Source organism: Nicoliella sp. ESL1106, assembly GCF_058509965.1.
In genome coordinates, this window is record NZ_CP196340.1 from 30390 (window position 1) to 47852 (window position 17463).

Sequence of the window (17463 nt, forward strand, 5' to 3'; positions counted from 1 at the left end):
TGGGCGCCTACTTATTAAAGCCCTTAAATTCATCAAAGTTAACTTTAGGAGCTTGTTTTTCTGATTCTGGCACTTCTAGATAATCACGCTTAGTAAAGTGGTGAATGCCTGCAATTAGATTAGTAGGAAAACTATTAATTTGCATATCATACTTAGCGACCGTTGAATTATATAACTGTCTAGAATAAGCAATTTTATTTTCAGTATTCGTTAATTCTTCCATCAATTCTTGAAAATGAGTGTCTGCTTTTAAGTCTGGATAATTTTCAGCAACTGCAAACATTGATTTCAAAGTTCCTGATAATTGATCGGATACCTGCATTAACTTATCACGATCAACATTCCCATCAATTGAAATCATTTGATTTCTTAATTCGGTTACCTTAGCCAAAGTTTCTTGTTCATAATTAGCATATCCCTTAGCAGTAGAGATTAAATTTGGAATCAAGTCGTTCCGCCGTTTCAATTGAACATCAATTTGACTCCACGATTCGTCTACGTAGGTTCTGGAACGTACGAGCCCGTTGTAGATTAAAATGTATGCAAATACTAAAATTGCAATCACGATAACTGTAATAATAATTCCCATCTTAAATATCTCCATTCTGTTAATTTCGTATTAATCATAACAAAAACAATCTAAATTAGCTATAATAATTATAATCAATTCAAATATAATTTAGGAGGATTCACAATGGTTAACGTTTTATTTGTCTGCTTAGGAAACGTTTGTCGTTCACCAATGGCAGAAGTTATCTTTAAAAAATTAGTTCAAAAACAAGGACTGACCAACCACATCCAGGTAAAATCAGCGGCAACTAGTGATGAGGAACAGGGTAACCACCCCCAACCAGGGACGATTCAAACTTTGACAAACCACGGCTTCGATTGGCACGATTTGTATTCGCATCAAATTACCACGGCTGATTTTGAGTGGGCTGACTACATTATTACCATGGATCATCAAAACGTGATTGATTTAAAATCCATGGCACCAGCTGATTGTCAGTCTAAGATTCATCTTTGCCTAGACATCTTCCCAGAAAAAAGGGGGACTGCGATTCCAGACCCCTGGTATACCCATAAGTTTGACTATACCTATGATGTTTTAGCTGAAGCGATGCCCGCTTGGTTAGATAAAATCAAAAAAGATAATGGAATTCAATAAAAAAAAGAGTTCGTCGAATGACGAACTCTTTTGCGTAATTATTAATATAATTACTTGTTTAAACCGTAACGCTTGTTGAAACGGTCCACAGCACCATCTGCTTGAGTGAACTTTTGACGTCCAGTGTAGAATGGGTGTGAATCTGATGAGATTTCCACAAGAATCAATGGGTAAGTGTTACCATCTTCCCATTCAACGGTTTGATCGGAAGTAGCAGTGGAACCAGTTAAGAAACTGAAACCAGTACTTGAATCCTTAAATACAACCTTGTGGTAATCTGGATGAATTCCTTTTTTCATTATATATATCGCTCCTTTGCCCTGAAATCTTTCTGAAAACAGAGATTATCGATTAGTCGATAGTTATTATATTACCACCAAATAATCTTTCAATCAATCTTTTTTTATTTTATTAAATTAGTATTATTGATTAATTCAACCTGTGCATGTAAATTGGTCAACTTATCAATTACGTTATCATAACCACGCAAAATATTATCAGCGTTAGTGATCTTTGTAATGCCATTTGCCATCAGCCCTGAAATCATCGCAGCCGCTCCAGCCCTAATTTCACCAGCATCAACGACCGCTCCCGTTAGCTCAGTGGTGGGGCTAACGATGATGATATGGTCATCTTCATTTACCTTAATGTGTGCACCCATTTTAACTAATTCAGCAACATGCCTTGTCCGTTCAGGATAAATGGTATCAACAATGATACTATCGCCATTCGCTTTTAATAACAACGGCGTAATTGGCTGTTGTAGATCAGTTGCAAAGCCTGGGAATGGCAACGTCTTGATCTTAATCGGTTCAAAATCATCACATCGATGAACATAGATACTATCTTCGTTAGTATCTAATTTGACGCCCATCTCAGTTAACTTAGCAATAAACGATTCCAAATGTTCTGGAATTACATTATTAACTAAAACGCCATCACCAATTACCGCGGCCATTGATAAATAAGTCCCCGCTTCAATCCGATCAGGAATAATCGTGTGGGTATTTTTAGCAACTAAATTATCGACCCCATCGATTCTAATCACATCGGTGCCTGCACCCCGAATTTTAGCCCCCATGTTATTTAAGAATGTAACAACATCGATAATTTCTGGTTCCTTAGCAGCATTCCAAATCGTAGTGGTCCCCTGTGCCCGTACAGAAGCTAAGATCGCATTAATTGTAGCCCCGACTGAGACGACATCCAAAAAAATGGGCGCCCCATGTAAGCCGTTCGGACCAGCTTCAATCTTAATTGTGCCATCTTCTTTTTCATCAACGATTGCACCTAGGGCCTTGAAAGCCTTAATATGTTGATCAATTGGCCGTGGTCCAATGTTATCACCACCGGGAAAAGTTAATTCCGCACGGTTAAAGCGACCTAACAACGCCCCCATAAAATAATAAGAAGCCCGCAAACTCTTGATTGCCCTACTTGGGAGCGGTGATTGTTTAATATCGGTCGGATCAATCGTTAATACCCCGTCAACAAATTCCGAATGGACATTCATTGACTCTAAAAGTAACATTAGATTCTTAACATCCAGGATATTAGGAACCATGTCCAATTGAACTGGTGAATCAGCTAAAATTGATGCCGGAATGATTGCAACTGTACTATTCTTCGCACCGCCAATAGTTACCTCTCCTGAGAGTCTATGCCCCCCATGAATAATCATTTCACTCATTATTGCATTTCCTCGCTTAATTTTAATCATTAACACTGGTTTTAAATGGTCACTATGCCATTCACCAAATGAAAAATCAGTCGTGATATAAAATTTAATCACTGACAATAAATTATATCATTTTTTATATCCATTTTGTGAATTTATTAGCAAATGTAAAATAAAAAAGACTAAGTTTTATGAAATAATCTCATAAAAAATGTCTTTTTTATTGAATCAATTTAGCTTATTAGTTTACGCATTGCCATGTTGTTTATTCGCAGCTGCAACAAAGGCTTTGAATAATCCTTCTGGCCGATTTGGTCTGGATAAAAACTCTGGATGGTATTGAGCAGCAACGAAGAACTTGTTTTCTGGAACTTCAATTACTTCGACCAAGTGGTTATCAGGAGATGTTCCTGAGAATACTAAGCCCTTTGCTTCTAAGTCTTTTCTAAACTTGTTATTAAATTCATAACGGTGTCTGTGCCGTTCTGAAATTTCTTCTTTATTATCATAAGCAGCAGCAGTAACCGTTCCTGGCTTAATCTTACATGGGTATGCCCCTAGTCTTTGGGTCCCACCCAATTCTTCGATATCAGATTGATCAGCCATAATATCAATTACGTTATGCTTAGTATCTGGATCGATTTCAGTGGTGTTAGCATCAGCAAAACCAGCCACATCACGAGCAAATTCGATACTTGCTACTTGCATTCCAAGACAAACCCCGAGGAATGGGATGTCATTTTCACGCACGTACTTAACGGCTCTGATCATTCCTTCAACTCCACGACGGCCGAAACCACCGGGTACGATTACACCATCAGCGCCTGCAAGCATTTCAGCAACGTTATCATCGGTAATATCAGCAGCAGCCACCATCTTCAAGTTGATTTTGGCATCCACTGGATATCCAGCATGATGTAAAGCTTCAGCAACTGAAATGTAAGCATCGTGTAGTGATACATACTTTCCAACTAATGTGATGTTCACTTCTTTCTTTAAGTTCAGCGCCTTGTGTTCTAGTTCGCGCCACTTCGTCATATCTGCTTCTGGAGCTTCGATTCCAAAGTGTTCAAGGATTTGATCATCCATGTGTTGAGCTTGCAAGCTCAATGGAACAGAATAGAGGGACTTAGCGTCAATTGATTCAACAACCGCTTCTGGTTTAACGTCACAGAACAATGAAATCTTCTTCTTCATTGAGTCGGTCACTGGATGTTCAGCTCGTACTACCAATAGGTTTGGTTGAATCCCTAATCCCCGTAATTCCTTAACACTGTGTTGAGTAGGCTTTGTCTTCATTTCACCAGCAGCATGTAGGTATGGAATCAAAGTCGTATGAATGTAAAAGACGTTATTGGCACCCATTTCAGTCTTCATTTCCCGAATGGCTTCCAAGAATGGTTGGGATTCGATATCACCAACAGTTCCACCAATTTCAGTAATCACAACGTCTGCATCTGAAATATCAGCAGCCCGCTTGATTTTTTCCTTAATCATGTTCGTAATGTGTGGAATTACTTGAACGGTTGCACCAAGGTAATCCCCACGCCGTTCTTTTTCCAGTACTTCTGAATAAATTTTTCCAGTCGTAACGTTTGAATATTTATTTAAGTTAATATCAATAAAACGTTCGTAATGACCTAAATCAAGGTCAGTTTCAGTACCATCATTGGTGACAAACACTTCACCATGTTGGTAAGGACTCATGGTTCCTGGATCCACATTAATGTATGGATCAAACTTTTGAATCGTCACCTTAAGGCCTCTATTCTTCAATAGTCGACCAATCGATGCTGAAACAATACCTTTACCAAGTGAGGAAACAACTCCACCAGTTACAAAAATATACTTAGTCAATTGAATTTCTCCTTTTTCTAATGATTTAGGGATACATTTAAAAACAACAATAAAAAATAAAAAGACTCCCCATTCCATGGAACAGGGAGCTTATTTACTACATAATATAATCGATCAATTCCTTACGAACTACTCGTAAGGAGCCCAAACAATATACTACCCATATTTAAGATTATAGTCAAGCAAAAAAATTATTTTTTACTTTCGTCTGAATCATCATCATCGTCAACATCGGTATCATGAAGGTCGATATCATCTGGAACATCATTACTATCTTCATCATCGATTGGGTTTTCTTCGTCAATATCATCTAAATCATGATCTTCATCGTCATTATCATCGTCACCATCAAAATCATCTTGATCTTCAGGATCGTCATCATCGTAATCGATAACATCGTCATCGTCATCTGCATCAGCTAAAAATGCATTTACCTTCCGACGCTTCTTCTTTGGGCGTTCTTCATCTTCGTCTTCTGGATGAACAGTTGCTTCATCAATTGATTCGTATGGATACCAAGTCCGAAGGCCCCAAAGGTTATCACCTAATGAGATGAAACTACCATCAACGTTTAAATCAGTGTAGAACTGAACTAAGCGGTTTCTGATTTCTTCATCTGAATCACCAAGGTATTTTTGAATCTCATTAGCTAAATCAGCAAATGACATAACATCACCGTGTTGAGCTAAAATTGCGTGTGCAACTTCAATCATTGAGAGTTCTTTTTTGTTTTTACCTTCTAAGGCTTTTAATTCCAAATTGGTGCACGTCCTTTCAAACACTTTCAAATCGTATTAATCGCTTTATACATATACTACCTTATGTTACTCGTCTAGGCGTTAAATTGCAACCTAATCTTATAGTCACCAAGTAAGTTTTCCCCTGAATATAGCCGATAATCAACTTGCAGGCTCCCGTGAGCGGGATTATCTAAATATTGATATGATAATTGCACTGTTTCAGCATCCATACTCATTAGTCCATAGGGGGTACTATAACGCGCCGTGTGTTTTTGTCCCTGTTCAAAACGAACCTGGAGGCGATTTTCAGCTGCACGTGTTAACCGCACTTCCCCGTTATCATCTAGTTTAAATGTTACTGGGACTTGCTTACCCGTTTTAGGATCATCTTCTTTATACCTTAAATAAAAGGACATCCCAACTCGTGCTAGTTGTCCTTGTACATCGTATACAAAATCTGAATGGTCACCAGCTTGACTTACGCTCGTCTCCAGATGAATCGTGACATCTTGTACGTCTGTATCTCTAATTTTTATCACCCCTAAATAAAGTTATCCTACTTTTAATTATACTTATGAAAAAGTAAATTGCACTCATTTAATAGTCACGAAACTGAATTTTAGTTATAATAATATTATAAACATTTGATTTAAAAACTTGGGGGAGTACAGCATGTCATACGCTAACAAATTACTGCCACGCGAAAAGGTTTTTCGCGATCCAGTTCATAACTATATCTATGTACGCCATCAAGTGATTTTGGACCTAATTAACACTCCGGAATTTCAAAGATTGCGCAGGATTAAACAACTAGGAACATCATCATTCACTTTTCACGGTGCTGAGCATTCCAGATTTACCCACTCGCTGGGCGTTTATGAAATTGCCAGACGGATTTGTGATAACTTTCAACGTAATTTCCCATCCCAAAATCCTAACGATGGATTATGGGATGATGATTCACAAAGGCTAGTCGCTCTTTGTGCAGCTTTACTGCATGATATTGGTCATGGTGCATATTCACACACGTTTGAACACATTTTCAAAACTGACCACGAAAAAATCACTCGTAATATCATTACCAATCCAAATACAGAAGTCAACAAAGTTTTGCACAAGGTCGACAAAGATTTTCCCAAAAAAGTGGCCAGCGTGATCGATAAATCATATCCTAATAAGCAGGTCGTCCAAATGATCTCCAGCCAATGCGATGCCGATCGAATGGACTATTTACTCCGTGATTCTTATAGCACTGGGACCAGTTATGGTAACTTTGATCTTACGCGCATTTTAAGAATCATGCGCCCGTATTCTGGGGGGATTTGCTTTGATATGAATGGGATGCATACGATCGAAGATTACATTATTGGTCGGATGCAGATGTATCTACAAGTTTATTTCCATCCGGTCTCACGTTCAATGGAGGTCATTTTAAACCATCTCCTCCAACGTGCTAAGGATCTATATGAAGATGGGAAAATGAAACCTGAAATGGTTCCATACCAGTTAATACCATTCTTTAATAAGGATAGCTTCAACCTATCGGACTACTTGGAATTGGACGACGGCGTTTTAAACACCTATTTCATCCATTGGCAACACGCTGATGATCCGATTTTAAAGGATTTAGCGGATCGCTTCATTAACCGCAAACCATTTAAATCGGTTAAATACCAAAAAAGCGACATCACAACCATCGATCAGCTGCGCTCGTTAGTAAGTGATTGTGGATACGACGTTAAATATTACACTGGCATCGATAATAGTTATAACTTGCCCTATGACTCCTATGATACGAAGCGCGGGATTAACGATAATCGGATTCAGTTAATTAATCGTGATGATAGCCTCGTTGATTTGTCAAATGTTAGTGAGCTCGTCAAAGTGATTACCAATAAAACGGTTGGTGAGGATCGTTTCTTCTTCCCCCGTGAATTTCTTAAAAATGATGGCGAACAAACTGATTTATTTTTACAGAAACAAGAACAATTTAGAAAATACATTAAAAACGACCACGTTATTTAAAGTGAGGAATAAAAAATTATGGATATTAAATTAATTGCAATTGACATTGACGGAACCCTTGTTGACGATGAAAAGGTCCTCCAAGAACCTACTAAACAGGCGATTGCTGCTGCTCGTGAAAAGGGAATCAAGGTCGTCCTTTGTACTGGCCGTCCCATTTCAGGGGTTGAAAAATACCTTGAGGAACTATCCATTTCTGGAGCAGATGAATATGCAATCACGTTCAATGGTTCCACAATTCAAGATGCTAATGGTAAGGTCATTACTAACCACACCATTACCTATGATGATTTCGTTGATACCGAAGCACTGGGCCGTAAGTTAGACGTTAATTACCAAATTGAAACGCCCGAAGCCATTTATGCTTTTAATCATGACCTAAGCCAATACACAGTTTACGAAAGTTCAATCGTTAGACTGCCAATTAAGGTTAGAAATCCTGAAGATATCAAACCAGAATTGACCATTACTAAGTCAATGTTCGTAAGTACTCCTGATAAAATTACGCATGCCAAAGCAAATATTCCAGCAGCCATTAGTGATAAACTATACGTTGTTCAAACCGAACCATTCTTTTTGGAATTTTTGAATAAACAAATCAGTAAGGGAAATGCACTGAAGGAACTAAGCAACAAACTCAACTTAAAGCCAGAAAATGTGATGGCAATTGGTGATCAGGGCAATGACCTTTCAATGATTAAATTCGCAGGGCTAGGCGTCGCCATGGGTAACGCGATTGAAGATAATAAACAAGCAGCTCAATTCGTTACTAAGACTAACGTTGATCATGGGGTTGCCTATGCAATCAATAAATTCGTTAACAATCCCGAATAAATCCACTAAATAAAAAAAGCTGACCAATCTGGTCAGCTTTTTTAAATTAGTGTAATTAAAATACTCATGATTATCATTGGCAGTGCAATTTGTAAGCAGTAACTAGCAGCACGACTAACCTTGATGGGGGCGTTTTTTAAACGGCCCACCTTTCTAGCAGGCACCTGTTCATCTGGTAACTCAGCATCATCACCACGACGCCGAACTCGATGCCAGCCGGTAAACAAATGTCCACCTAATAGCATAATAAACGCTGCAAACACTAAAAATAACAATCCCACCATAAAATAGAAGTTACTTATGGTAAAAATTACGGTCCTAGAATTAATCATTAACGAAATTAAAGCAATGAAAACCGTAATAATGATTACCAATAACGCCACTTTAAAGCGCAATATTAACTGCTTCATCATTTTAAGCCTTGAATAGTGGACTTAAGGCTTTATTTTGGTGAATTCTAGTAATTGCATTCGCCATTAATTTTGCAATTGTAATTTGGTTAATTTTGCTAATTTTTTGTTCAGGCTTTAATTGAATCGAATCAGTAACCACCAATTGCTTGATTGGTGATTTCTCAATTCTTTCAATTGCTGGGCCGGATAAGACTGGATGGGTACAACAAGCATATACTTCCTTAGCACCAGCATCAATTAGGGCCTGTGCACCAAGGGTAATCGTCCCTGCAGTATCAATCATGTCATCAACCATTAAACAGGTTTTTCCTTCAACATCACCAATAATGTTCATAATCTTAGCAACGTTGGCCTTGGGCCGCCGTTTATCAATAATAGCAATTGGTGCCTTTAGACATTCAGCTAACTTTCGTGCTCGGACTACTCCACCATGGTCTGGCGAAACAACAACCGTGTTTGAATCGAAACCTTCTTTTAAGAAGAAGTCAGCTAACAGCGGTGCTGCCATTAGGTGATCAACTGGAATGTTAAAGAAGCCTTGAATTTGAGCAGCGTGTAAATCAAGTGAAACCACCCGACTAACCCCTGCAGTTTGTAAGATATCAGCAACTAATTTAGCTGTAATTGGTTCTCTTGATTGTGCCTTGCGATCCTGACGCGCGTAACCATAGTAAGGAATTACGACGTTAATCGTTCTTGCACTGGCCCGCTTAAGCGCATCGGCCATAATCAAAAGCTCCATCAAATTATCATTTACCGGTTCTGAAGTAGATTGGATGATGTAGACATCATCCCCACGAATACTTTCTTCGATTTGAATTTGAATTTCACCGTCGCTAAAATGATTAACGTTTGCCTTCCCCAATTCAATTCCCATATCATCAGCAATCTTCTTTGCCAATGGGCGATTTGAACTTAAAGCAAAAAGTTTAAAATTAGGATCGATTTTTTGTTCAGCCATGAGTTCCTCCATCTAAAAATCCATTCATATTGATTATCATTTCAAATAAAACAGGCATGTTTTACTCTTGTTACTTACTATTTTACACTAAAATCCCACATTATCATACAATGTTACGTGAATTTATTCACTATCCATTGTAAGGTAACTTTTTATAATATCCGGGTTTATTAGTTTGTCTTGCCCGTGCAATTGCCATATCATATTCATTTACATCATCAGTGATGGTCGAACCAGCGGCAATAAAGGAGTGATCAGCAATGGTCACAGGGGCGATCAAATTGGAGTTACTACCGATAAACGATGCATCCCCAACGGTAACGTTGTGTTTATTTTTACCGTCATAGTTTGCAAAAATAACCCCACATCCAACATTGATGTTCTTCCCTAAATGAGCATTTCCAACGTAAGTTAGGTGCCCTACCTTCGTACCTTCATCAATTTGGGCTTTTTTAACCTCTACAAAGTTACCTAGGTGAACATGCTCACCAATTAGAGAGCCTGGTCTTAAATGGCTGTAAGGGCCGATATTAGAATTATCTAGCATTTCTGATTCCTGAAGATATGATGAGATCACATGAATATTATCGTGAAGAACGCAATCAGTGATTTCAGAATGGGCCCCAATTCGACAATTTGATCCAATCGTCGTCTTACCATGAATTTGAACCCCAGGTTCGATAACCGTATCTGAACCAATCTTAATATCAACATCAATGTAGGTATCATCAGGATTAATAATGGAAACCCCTTCAGTCATGTGGTAGCGATTAATTCTCTTCTGCATCACTTTCGTTGCTTTAGATAGTGCAATTCGATCGTTAACCCCCATCGATTCACTAAAGTCAGCCATTTGATAAGCGGCAATAATTTTGCCAGCGTTTTTCAAAATTTCAATTACATCAGTCAAGTAATACTCGCCCTGTGCATTATCGTTGTTAATCTTGTGGAGGGAGTCAAATAAAGCTTGATTATCAAAAACATATACCCCGGTGTTGATTTCGTTGATCGCCTGTTCTTCCTTCGAAGCATCCTTTTGTTCAACAATTTTTTCAACAATCCCCAAATCATTACGCACAATTCTACCATAACCAGTTGGGTCGGGAGCCTTGGAAGTCAAGATGGTAACGGCAGCCTGCTTTTCTTCATGATATTTAAAAAGCTTTTCAAAGGTTTCACTAGTGAATAGCGGGGTGTCACCACTTACCACCATCGTAGTCCCTTCAAGGTCTGCCAATAAGGGTTCGGCCTTAATCACGGCATCCCCAGTCCCTAGTTGCTTTTTTTGAACAACGTATTTGGTACGGTCGCCTAATTCCCGTTCAACATCTTCAGCACCATAACCAACCACGGTCACAACGTTGTCCATATTAGTCTTTTCAACTTGCGTCAAGACATGGTCAACCATTGTCCGACCACAAATGCGATGTAGGACCTTATATAATTTTGATTTCATTCTAGTTCCCTTACCAGCAGCTAGAATAATTGTGTTTCTTAATGCCATTAAATTGATCCTCCTATTATTGATTAAAGACGGTCGTTAAGAAGTTCCCGTCTGATACTGTAATATGTTTTGCAATATCAACTTTGACTAATGACACATATTGTTGATCAGCAAACTCATTCCGATCATAATTTTCCTCAGCTAGGACCGAAATCCCAGCTACTTCACAATTAAACTCACGAGCCAAAGTAGCTAGTCCATTGACAGTTCCACCACCCTTAAGGTAGTCATCAACGATCAATACTCTGGAATTAGCCTTTAGGCTCCGTTTAGATAATACCATTTTTTTGACATTATTATTAGAACCAGATACATAATTAACACTAATCGTCGAACCATCTGTGATTTTGGAGTCATGTTGCGCAACCACGAATGGAACGTTTAAATTACTAGCAATGCTTTGGGCGATTGGAATTCCCTTAGTTGCGACTGTCAATACCGCATCGATCTTTTGATCAGTATATTTAGTTGCCATTATTCGGCCGATCGTTCTAAGCGTATCAGGATAGCTCAATACATCAGACATATAAATATAGCCACCGGCTAAATACCTACTATCATCATTTAATGCATCCTTTAAGTCGTTAACGAACGATTGTGCCTCTGCTGCTGGAATCGATGGTAAAAACTTAGTTCCACCAGCTGCTCCAGGAACCGTATCAACAATTCCAATTCCACGCTCTTTAAAAGTTTGCTTTAATATTCCTAGGTCTTCACTAATGGAAGACTTTGCAGAACCATAACGGTCCACAAAAAAAGTCAGGGGAATAAGAGTATGTGGTCGATCTAAAAGATATTTAGTCATATCAATCAATCGATTACTTCGTCTGACCTTCAAATCTTTCACCTCTATAATAAATAACAAATTTTCCTATCAATCAAATTTTAGCATAAAAGTTCGTGTTTTACTCAACTTTTTCGTAAATTAATATATGAATGTAAGTAATATTATAAAGGTCTAACTAGGTATGCTTCGTTACAAAAACCGCGAATGCTGTTTAAAATCCGTTTCGCACGGCTATATTTATGGCACACTGCAAACACCGTCGGCCCAGTTCCACTCATTTGAGAACCGTCCGCACCGAAGCTCATTAAGCGATTCTTGATTTCTAAAATTTCTGGATAGTGCCCCGCTGAAATTGATTCTAAAACATTTCCCATGTTAGCGGTGATTCCGGTCAAGTCCCCCCGCTTTGCAAATAATATTAATTTATCGATATTCGGATGAATCAACCGATCATAATTAATCTCTTGCAAAATTTTAGGCGTTGAGACACTCACCCGCGGTTTGACTAAAATTACCCACATTGAAGGCAGCTTAGGCATTAGTTCGATGACTTCACCGCGACCAGTTACTTTAGCCGTTTGACTATAAATACAGTAAGGAACGTCAGAATCAACCCGCAGTCCAATCAATGCTAATTCTGAATTATTAAGCCCCAGTTGATAAAGTTTATTTAAGCCCCTTAAAACGGCAGCGGCATCAGATGATCCGCCTCCCAAACCTGCAGCGATCGGAATATGCTTAATAATTTTAATTTCAATTCCATCCTGAATATTAAACTGCTTTGTAATCAGCAACGCCGCCTGATAAGCAAGGTTACGTTGATCATTAGGAATAAAAACACTATCAGATTCCACAACGATCTTACCGCTTTTATTAGTGCTAATCTCTACGTAATCCGCTAAATCAATCGAAGTCATAACCATTTTCCACTCTGGTAACCCATCTTGATGGATGTAAGGTGTATCTAGCCCTAAATTGATTTTAGCAGGCGCTTTTTCTACGATTTTCAAGTCCACCCCTCCAATCATCTAATTTATTTATTTTTCATTATACTAAAAAATCAATGAAAAGTCAGTGGACTAAAAAAGCAACTATTTTAATTAATAGTTGCTAATTAGGTTATTTTAAAATGCCAATTTTATGGTAGGTATTAGCAAGTTTCACAAAGTCACTCACCGTTAATCTTTCGGGGCGAACGCCTGGATCAATGTCTAATTCTGCCAAACCTTTTTTGACCTGCTCCTTTATTTCTGGGCGCTTCCCAAAAACACTTTGTAAATTATTCCATAACGTCTTACGACGATGAGCAAAACACCCGCGAACAAAACCCATGAATGACTTATCATTGAATGCTTGATCATTTCGATGGTCATAACTAGTTAATGTTACAATTGCGGAATCCACGTTCGGTGATGGGATGAATGATTTTCTAGAAACCTGCATTGGAACTGTCACCCGATGCAGATATTGCACAATTACAGAAAGGGAGCTATATGCCTTCACACCTGTTTTGGCGCATAATCGATCGGCAACTTCCTTTTGCATCATCACCACAATTTTAGAAAAGTCAATCGGGCCCTTTAATAAACTTAAAATAATTGGAGTAGTAATGTAATATGGCAAATTGGCAACCACCTTGACATGTTCGTTGCTACCAAACTCTTGATCGATCATCTCTGGCAAGTTTGCCTTTAAAATATCTTGATTAATGATTTTAACATTATCATATTGATGTAAAGTATCATCTAGAACTGGTAATAAATTTTGGTCTAATTCGTATGCAACGACCTTATTCGCCCGCTTGGCCAATTGCTCAGTTAAAGACCCAATCCCAGGTCCAATTTCAATTACATTATCTTCCTTTGTGATTTCTGCAGCATCCACAATCCCGACTAAAATATTTAAATCGGTCAGAAAATTTTGTCCCAAACTTTTCTTTGCAGAAAGGTGGTAACGATTCAATATCGCCTGAGTTCTGGCTGGGCTCCCAATTGCTGGTGTTTCTGTCATTATTGCTCCTCCTTGATTTGCTTCATTGCGGCATCAAATTGTTGGGGGGTGATCGAAAACATTTGCAGTCGTTTTCCGAGTCGCTTCCCGTTTACATATCCGATGTTCAAAATATCACATAACTTTTGCCGTCGTTGCTTGGCTCCTGGTCCCCCTAATAGGTTATATTCCAATAACACACGTTCTGGAATCAGCGGCTCTGCGGTTGGATTTTCAGTATACAGATTCGCAAGCGCCTCTCTAATCGTATCCATAGAGGCATGTTCGACGCCCAACGAGCCATGGTGATGATTAGGGGTTGCTAAATTGCGCTTGATGAAGGCATGCTTAGCATCTGGAACCGCTTTGGCAACGATTTTTCGAATTCGTTCACCAGAAAAATCAGGATCAGTAAAGATGATGATTCCCCGTTGTTCAGCAATCTTTTTGATCAATGCAATCGTTGCATCATCAATGGCTGAGCCCCTAGTCTCTAAGGTATCAGCGTTCACAGCCATCTTAATGCGGGTAGTATCATCTTTACCTTCCACCACAATTACTTCTTTAATTTTTTTCATTATTCCTCGATTCCGAACAAGCGTAACGTATTACGGTAAGTTGCATCAGCAACTACGTCTGGAGTCGTATCGCGATACCTAGCAATTGCTTCGACTGTATAGAGTGTATAGCCAGGTTCATTTTGCTTTCCACGGTATGGCTCTGGTGCTAAATATGGAGCATCAGTTTCCACTAGGATTTTATCCAATGGGGCTTTAGCAGCGGCTTCATGGATTTCACGGGTCTTTTTAAAGCTGGCAACCCCACTAAATGATAGTAACATCCCCAAGTCGATAAACTTCTGTGCCCATTCAGGATCACCATTAAAGCTGTGCACGATTCCATGGGTCGCACTGACATCGGTTGATTTAATAATATCGTAGGTATCTTCGAACGCATCCCGATTATGAACGGAAATTGGCAGCCCTGCATCCTTTGCAATTTCAATTTGGCGTTTGAAAACACGGCGTTGGGTGCTTTGCTTCACTACGTTTTGGTGGTAATCAAGGCCGATTTCACCAACGGCAACGACCTTTGGATCCTTAATTTGTTCGATCAACTCCGCTTCAGCAGCTTCATCAAAGTCATTGGCCGATTCTGGATGGTAGCCAACGATTGCATATAAATTATCGTATTGGTGGGCTAATTCAATTGCTAAGCGATTTAAATGTTGATCAGAACCAACGATTGCCATCTTAACTACCCCTAACCTTTGGGCATGGTCGATGTATTGCTTAGCATCCGAATATAAAATATCATCATTCAAGTGGGTATGGGAATCAAAAATCTTCATAAAATCTCCTCCAAAACGAAATTAGCCATTAATCAAATTGATTGAATGGCTAATTTAGGGTTTTCATTATTCTAAAGTAGCCCCGTTTTCGAAGCTTTCAGGAAGGGTCGCTAATTCAATTGAACCATCCTTGTGTTCAACGGAAAGTAACATTCCCTGACTGACTTCACCACGCATTTTACGAGGCTTTAAGTTCGATACGGCAATTAGTTTCTTACCAACTAATTTTTCGTAATCTGGGTACCATTGTGCAATTCCCGAAAGGATTTGCCGATATCCTTGATCACCCGCATCTAATTTGAACTTCAATAGCTTATCCGAACCTTCAACGGGTTGGACTGCAACCACTTCAGCAACCTTTAATTCGACCTTATCAAAGGCTTCGTAACGAATTGCTTTTTTAGTTAACGTTAATTCAGTCGTATCTGGGTCGAAACTGCCTTCAGCAGCAGCCTTTTGGGCTGCCCGCCCCTTCGTTTTATCAGACTTGGTCATTTGCCCCTTGATAAATTCAACTTCAGCTTCCACATCAAGCCGTGGGAAGATTGGAACACCCTTCTTGATTACCTGGGTGTTTGCTGGTAAATCAGCGATATTCAAGTTCGTTAAGTCGAACGAATCACTTGGCAAGCCAAGTTGTTCAGCAATCTTTTTAGGAGCTTGTGTCATGATTGGACTAACCAAGAAGGCAATTACCCGTAAACTAGCGGCCAAGTGGGCCATCACGGAGTCTAATTGATCCTTATCAGCAGCAGCATCGCTTTTGGCTAACGACCATGGTTCAGTTTGGTCAATGTACTTATTGGTTGCAGCTACTAACTTCCAAACTGCAGCTAGTGCATCGGCAAAATGAACGGAATTCATTTTTTCCTTGAATTCGGTAATCGATTCGGTTGCGACTTGTTCCAAAGGTTGGTCAAATTCTGTCACTGCTGACTTAAATTCTGGGACGGTCCCGCTTTCGTACTTGTTGATCATCGCAACTGTCCGATTCAATAAGTTTCCTAGGTCATTGGCAAGGTCATAGTTGACCCGATCAACGAAGTCTTCTGGCGTAAAGACCCCATCGTTTCCATAAGGCATGGAACGAAGGAGGTAGTAACGCGTAGCGTCTAGCCCGTAACGTTCAACCAATGTTTCTGGATAAATAACGTTGCCCTTAGACTTGGACATTTTACCGTTCTTCATTAATAGCCAACCGTGGCCAATTACGTGCTTAGGTAGTTCTAATCCCAATGCATGTAAGATAATTGGCCAGTAAATCGTATGGAAACGAACGATTTCCTTCCCTACCATTTGAACGTCAGCTGGCCAGTACTTCTTAAATAATGAATCATCATCAGAACCGTAACCCAGGGCAGTGATATAGTTAGTCAAGGCATCGATCCAAACATAAACGACGTGCTTAGGATCACTCTTAACAGGAACCCCCCATTTAAATGAAGTCCGTGAAACGGCAAGGTCTTCAAGGCCTGGCTTGATGAAGTTATTGATCATTTCATTCATCCGCGCTGATGGTTCAATGAAATCTGGATGATCACGATAGTATTGAAGTAACCAATCAGCGTATTTACTCATCTTAAAGAAGTAACATGGTTCGTGAACCAATTGGACTTCGTGACCGCTTGGTGCCTTTCCACCAGTTACATTACCATCATCATCCTTGTAAACCTCGGATAATTGGGATTCAGTGAAGTATTCTTCATCAGATACGGAGTACCAACCAGTGTATTCACCAAGGTAAATATCCCCATTATCTTGTAATTTTTGGAAAATCTTTTGAACAGCTGCAACATGGTAATCATCAGTCGTTCTAATGAACTTGGTGTTTGAGATATCAAGGGTCTTCCAAAGCTGCTTAATGCCATCGGCCATTTTATCAACGTAAGCCTTGGGCTCCATCCCTAATTTTTCTGCTTTTTGTTCAATTTTGAGTCCGTGTTCATCAGTTCCAGTTAGGTAAAAAACGTCATACCCCGTGTAACGTTTGAAACGAGCTAATGCGTCACACGCAATCGTTGTGTATGAATTTCCGATGTGTAATTTACCAGATGGATAATATATTGGAGTGGTAATATAATAAGTTGGTTTTGCCATAGATGATGCTCCCTTTCTGAAGCGGCAGCCGCTAGTTAATTATTTTTCATTATAGCATA

At 39.2% G+C, this 17463-nt stretch carries 18 protein-coding genes; 3 read left to right on the forward strand and 15 right to left on the reverse strand.

Annotated features, from left to right (window positions below; translation table 11 throughout):
- Window positions 1–7: 7 nt before the first annotated feature.
- Window positions 8–589, reverse strand: coding sequence for a LemA family protein (locus ACSVI6_RS00130; protein WP_491716709.1), 582 nt, complete (start codon window positions 587–589; stop codon window positions 8–10).
- A 105-nt stretch (window positions 590–694) separates the two neighbouring features.
- On the opposite strand from ACSVI6_RS00130, the gene ACSVI6_RS00135 reads away from it, so the two are divergent.
- Window positions 695–1168 (forward strand): low molecular weight protein-tyrosine-phosphatase, encoded by a 474-nt coding sequence (locus ACSVI6_RS00135; protein WP_491716710.1) that lies wholly within the window; start codon window positions 695–697, stop codon window positions 1166–1168.
- A 50-nt stretch (window positions 1169–1218) separates the two neighbouring features.
- Here the strand turns inward: ACSVI6_RS00135 and ACSVI6_RS00140 are convergent, their stop codons facing one another.
- The 5 genes from ACSVI6_RS00140 to ACSVI6_RS00160 form a co-directional block, all read right to left on the reverse strand.
- Window positions 1219–1467, reverse strand: coding sequence for a type B 50S ribosomal protein L31 (locus ACSVI6_RS00140; RefSeq protein WP_491716711.1), 249 nt, complete (start codon window positions 1465–1467; stop codon window positions 1219–1221).
- Window positions 1468–1571: 104 nt separating this feature from the next.
- Entirely contained in the window at window positions 1572–2858 is a 1287-nt protein-coding gene (murA, locus tag ACSVI6_RS00145) for a UDP-N-acetylglucosamine 1-carboxyvinyltransferase (protein WP_491716712.1), read from the reverse strand.
- 234 nt (window positions 2859–3092) lie between these two features.
- Window positions 3093–4703 (reverse strand): CTP synthase, encoded by a 1611-nt coding sequence (gene pyrG, locus ACSVI6_RS00150; protein ID WP_491720693.1) that lies wholly within the window; start codon window positions 4701–4703, stop codon window positions 3093–3095.
- Between the two features lie 191 nt (window positions 4704–4894).
- Window positions 4895–5461, reverse strand: coding sequence for a DNA-directed RNA polymerase subunit delta (gene rpoE / locus ACSVI6_RS00155; protein WP_491716714.1), 567 nt, complete (start codon window positions 5459–5461; stop codon window positions 4895–4897).
- 74 nt (window positions 5462–5535) lie between these two features.
- Window positions 5536–5982: a YwiB family protein gene (locus ACSVI6_RS00160; RefSeq protein ID WP_491716715.1), complete on the reverse strand. Its 447-nt coding sequence runs from the start codon at window positions 5980–5982 to the stop codon at window positions 5536–5538.
- 133 nt (window positions 5983–6115) lie between these two features.
- Between ACSVI6_RS00160 and ACSVI6_RS00165 the strand changes: the two genes are divergently transcribed.
- Entirely contained in the window at window positions 6116–7468 is a 1353-nt protein-coding gene (locus ACSVI6_RS00165; RefSeq protein ID WP_491720694.1) for an HD domain-containing protein, read from the forward strand.
- Between the two features lie 18 nt (window positions 7469–7486).
- Window positions 7487–8302 (forward strand): sugar-phosphatase, encoded by an 816-nt coding sequence (gene yidA / locus ACSVI6_RS00170; RefSeq protein ID WP_491716717.1) that lies wholly within the window; start codon window positions 7487–7489, stop codon window positions 8300–8302.
- Between the two features lie 41 nt (window positions 8303–8343).
- Here the strand turns inward: yidA and ACSVI6_RS00175 are convergent, their stop codons facing one another.
- From ACSVI6_RS00175 to metG, 9 genes are all read right to left on the reverse strand, one after another.
- Entirely contained in the window at window positions 8344–8685 is a 342-nt protein-coding gene (locus ACSVI6_RS00175) for a DUF3899 domain-containing protein (protein WP_491720695.1), read from the reverse strand.
- A gap of 31 nt (window positions 8686–8716) precedes the next feature.
- The gene (locus ACSVI6_RS00180; protein ID WP_491716719.1) at window positions 8717–9676 is read right to left on the reverse strand and encodes a ribose-phosphate diphosphokinase; all 960 of its coding nucleotides are present in this window, start codon (window positions 9674–9676) and stop codon (window positions 8717–8719) included.
- Between the two features lie 130 nt (window positions 9677–9806).
- Entirely contained in the window at window positions 9807–11180 is a 1374-nt protein-coding gene (gene glmU, locus ACSVI6_RS00185; RefSeq protein ID WP_491716720.1) for a bifunctional UDP-N-acetylglucosamine diphosphorylase/glucosamine-1-phosphate N-acetyltransferase GlmU, read from the reverse strand.
- Window positions 11181–11196: 16 nt separating this feature from the next.
- A complete protein-coding gene (purR, locus tag ACSVI6_RS00190; RefSeq protein ID WP_491716721.1) occupies window positions 11197–12018 on the reverse strand; it encodes a pur operon repressor in 822 nt (273 codons plus the stop codon).
- 110 nt (window positions 12019–12128) lie between these two features.
- The gene (ispE, locus tag ACSVI6_RS00195) at window positions 12129–12977 is read right to left on the reverse strand and encodes a 4-(cytidine 5'-diphospho)-2-C-methyl-D-erythritol kinase (protein ID WP_491716722.1); all 849 of its coding nucleotides are present in this window, start codon (window positions 12975–12977) and stop codon (window positions 12129–12131) included.
- 109 nt (window positions 12978–13086) lie between these two features.
- Window positions 13087–13977, reverse strand: coding sequence for a 16S rRNA (adenine(1518)-N(6)/adenine(1519)-N(6))-dimethyltransferase RsmA (gene rsmA / locus ACSVI6_RS00200; RefSeq protein ID WP_491719757.1), 891 nt, complete (start codon window positions 13975–13977; stop codon window positions 13087–13089).
- Window positions 13977–14534 carry a ribonuclease M5 gene (gene rnmV / locus ACSVI6_RS00205; RefSeq protein ID WP_491720696.1) on the reverse strand — a complete coding sequence of 186 codons (558 nt, stop codon included), beginning with the start codon at window positions 14532–14534 and terminating at the stop codon, window positions 13977–13979. The genes rsmA and rnmV overlap by 1 nt, the downstream gene beginning before the upstream one ends.
- Window positions 14534–15307: a TatD family hydrolase gene (locus ACSVI6_RS00210; RefSeq protein ID WP_491720697.1), complete on the reverse strand. Its 774-nt coding sequence runs from the start codon at window positions 15305–15307 to the stop codon at window positions 14534–14536. The genes rnmV and ACSVI6_RS00210 overlap by 1 nt, the downstream gene beginning before the upstream one ends.
- A gap of 66 nt (window positions 15308–15373) precedes the next feature.
- Entirely contained in the window at window positions 15374–17404 is a 2031-nt protein-coding gene (gene metG / locus ACSVI6_RS00215) for a methionine--tRNA ligase (RefSeq protein ID WP_491720698.1), read from the reverse strand.
- Window positions 17405–17463: the final 59 nt, after the last annotated feature.